The sequence below is a fragment of the uncultured Sunxiuqinia sp. genome, assembly GCF_963974515.1.
Taxonomy (GTDB): Bacteria; Bacteroidota; Bacteroidia; order Bacteroidales; family Prolixibacteraceae; genus Sunxiuqinia.
Genome location: NZ_CAXBDD010000190.1, coordinates 1 through 3,369 on the forward strand (window position 1 = coordinate 1; position 3,369 = coordinate 3,369).

3 protein-coding genes are annotated in these 3,369 nt (G+C 46.7%); 2 read left to right on the forward strand and 1 reads right to left on the reverse strand.

Annotated elements, in window-relative coordinates:
• Both AAC033_RS18690 and AAC033_RS18695 read left to right on the forward strand, forming a co-directional pair.
• Window positions 1-976 (forward strand): alpha/beta hydrolase (locus tag AAC033_RS18690; protein ID WP_339741006.1); only part of this gene is annotated, 976 nt, incomplete at its 5' end.
• Window positions 977-1,101: 125 nt separating this feature from the next.
• The gene (locus tag AAC033_RS18695; protein ID WP_339741008.1) at window positions 1,102-2,112 is read left to right on the forward strand and encodes a pectinesterase family protein; all 1,011 of its coding nucleotides are present in this window, start codon (window positions 1,102-1,104) and stop codon (window positions 2,110-2,112) included.
• 14 nt (window positions 2,113-2,126) lie between these two features.
• Here AAC033_RS18695 and AAC033_RS18700 read toward each other — a convergent pair whose 3' ends face one another.
• A complete protein-coding gene (locus tag AAC033_RS18700; protein WP_339741011.1) occupies window positions 2,127-3,032 on the reverse strand; it encodes a hypothetical protein in 906 nt (301 codons plus the stop codon).
• Between the last annotated feature and the right edge of the window lie 337 nt (window positions 3,033-3,369).

The window sequence follows — 3,369 nt, forward strand, 5'->3', positions numbered from 1 at the left end:
CCTAATCTTGTTTCTTCTCTTTTTCACTAGTCAAACCTTCTCGCAACTGGTTGAAATAGATGGCATCCCAAGAGACACATCCTTCACGCCTTATTCGGCCTGGATGAAAATCAAAAAAGATTTCCCGGATGCTGAAATCGTCAAGCCTCATTTGCCGGAAAACGTAAATGCAACTTACAACCTGGTTTATGCGAGTTTGCCTGAAACGAAGCACGGCAAACGTGATCTGCATTTGGACCTCTTTCACCCCAAAAGCGAAGGAAAATATCCAGCCCTGATCTTGGTTTTTGGTGGCGGATGGCGTTCGGGCAGCAGAGCGGCACAAGTGCCCATGGCCCAACAAATCGCTGCCAAAGGATATGTCACAGCGACTGTTGAATACCGTCTTTCGCCCGAAGCACTTTATCCGGCTGCCGTTCACGATATCAAAGCCGCCATTCGTTACTTGCGGGCCAATGCCGAAAGGTACAACATCGATCCAGAACGCATCGCCATTTCGGGAAGTTCGGCAGGAGGGCAGCTCGCTGCCTTGGTTGGGATGACCGCTGATATAGAAAAGTTTGACGGTTATTCGGCATCCATGAATCAGCCGGTAAATATTCAGGCTATTATCGACATGGATGGTATTCTGGACTTCACCGATCCCAGTGAAAGCGCAAAGGATGATGATCCCAAGAAACGCTCAGCCGGGGCCTACTGGTTTGGGGCAACTTACAAAGAAGCCCCTGAACAATGGGTGGAAGCATCGCCCTTAATCTATGCCGGAAAAGACACGCCCCCTATCTTATTTATCAACAGCGCGTTGCCCCGATTCCATGCCGGCAGGGACCAGGTCATTGAAAAACTCGATAACTATGGAATTTACAGCGAGGTACAAACCATCTCCGATACACCGCATCCATTCTGGTTGTTTCATCCGTGGTTTGATCAAACGGTTGGCTACATGGTAACGTTCCTCGATAAACAATTTAAATGAAATTGCATCATTTGCATCCCTTGTTTTAAAACCCAACACAAGATATCTTTGATGTAATATTAGGTTTGATGAGGGAACTTGCTGTCATAGTTCCCTCTCTTTTTACCGACTAAAACAAAATCAAAATGAAACTTTCGAAATACTTTTTCTTCTTTGGAATGTTCCTCTTTTCTGCCGGACTGGCATTCGCTCAATATGAAACAAAAATCACCGTTGCACAAGATGGCAGCGGCGATTTCACTACCATCCAGGAAGCCATTGATGCCAGCAAGGCCTTTCCCGACGAGCGGGTGAGCGTCTTCATAAAAAATGGGACCTACCGTGAAAAAGTACTCGTGCCTGCTTGCAACACCAAGCTGTCGCTTATTGGCGAGAGCGCCGAAAAAACCATTCTTACCTACGATGATTATTTCGACAAAATTGACCGTGGACGGAACAGCACTTTTCACACCTACACGCTGAAAGTGGAAGCCAATGATTTTCATGCCGAGAACCTGACCATTGCCAATACAGCCGGACCTGTCGGACAAGCCGTTGCCCTGCATGTCAGTGGCGATCGCTGCTCGTTTACAAACTGCCGATTGCTGGGGCACCAGGATACGCTTTACACCGAAGGGGAAAACAGCCGCCAGTATTTTTCCAACTGCCACATCGAGGGAACCACCGACTTTATTTTTGGAGAAGCCACCGTGCTTTTCGAGCAATGCACGATTCACAGTTTGAGCGATTCGTACATTACAGCGGCCAACACGCCCAAAGGAAAACCGTTTGGTTTCGTTTTTCAAGCTTGTAAACTGACTGCTGCCGAGGGTGTAGAGAAAGTTTACTTGGGCCGTCCGTGGCGCGATTACGCCAAAGTTGTTTTTATGAATTGTGAAATGGGCGTGCACATTTTGCCCGAAGGCTGGGCAAACTGGGGCGGAACCTCACGCGACCAAACCGCTTTTTATGCTGAGTATCAAAATTCGGGTGAAGGAGCCCAAGGGGAGAAACGGATCAGCTGGAGCCACCAGCTGACAAAAAAACAGGCCCGACAATACTCCAAAGAAAAGATTCTGGCTCCGGTATTTGCCGATGAACCCGAAACAAGCGTCTGGACAAACAGGGCCGTCAGCCGTACTACAATTCGGCATTAATCAACTGGCTTTCATCACAAACTAAGAATATACCCCAGGGAAAAACGAAAGAACGAGCTTTTCTCGTAGCTTATGCCATCACCCATGGTTTGCGGAACGTTGTAAATCCAGGCCGCTTCAAAATCAAATTGCTTGTACTTGATATTCAAGGGCAATTGCAACTGCACGTTCATCAAACCAAAAGCATCTTCATAATAATAGTCGTACCCGATGTTGGTCACCGGATCAATGATCACTTCGTTCAGTTGGTATTCAACCAGTTCCGACCCAAAATAAAGCGACACTTCCGGCTCGAGCCTGATTTGATCGTAGGTGCCCAACCGAACCAAATTCACGTAGGCAAAAGCATCCCACGAAAGAGTTGTACCCACATCATCACCCAGCAAAAAGTAAGCATCGAAACGAGTCCCCAGGCTCTTGCTTTTCAGGCTGATTCCGGCATTGAGCCCACTGTTGTACAGCGGATCAAATTCGGGGTCGTCGTTGTTGAAAAAGAAATAATCATACGAAAGGCGGTACCTGAAAAAATCCATTTTCTTCAAGCCTTTGCTGTAACCGGCCGTCAGGATTGTCGTGCGGTAACCGGGTTCAAGCTGGCTGTACCATGCTCCCGAAACCCCGGCATAAAACCCTTTGGAGTGTAGGTAATACAACTGGCCAGACAGGTTGTGCTGTTGGGTGCCAATCTCTCGCCCAGCAAAAAAAGTCCGCGAATCAAAACTGCTCCGCCAGTACAAAAACTGAAAGTTCTTTTTCAAGCCAAACAAGTAACTCAGGTCATCATCATCAAAAAACACTTCATTTAATAGTGAATCAAGTCTTGCTTCCCGCAGTTCATCAATCATATTCGGCTGCTGGGCTTTCAGGCCTTGAGTGAAAATGAGCACTAGAACAAATCCGGTGGTAATCAGTTTTCTCATGATGATGGTCAATTTTTTTGAGTCAAAAATAAAATGATTGTCCACTTGCATTCTAATTTCTTCTGTCATGGCTGCCGATTATTGTCATTCATAGTCATTAGGCAGTCATTAAGTTGTTTTTAAACGATCAATGACAATAAAATGACTATGAATGATTTTTTACTGGCCTTAGCTAATCTTTCGGGCATCCATTAAAGATAAAGCCCGCGGCAACTGGTGTTGCCAGCGAGCTATACCTGCTCATTGGTCATCTGAGCTAGTTTCCCCCTTTACCGTTTCCTTTTTGTCCTCCCTGCTGAGCCTGCTCCTGAGCCCTTTGCTGAGCTTGCTGTTGAGC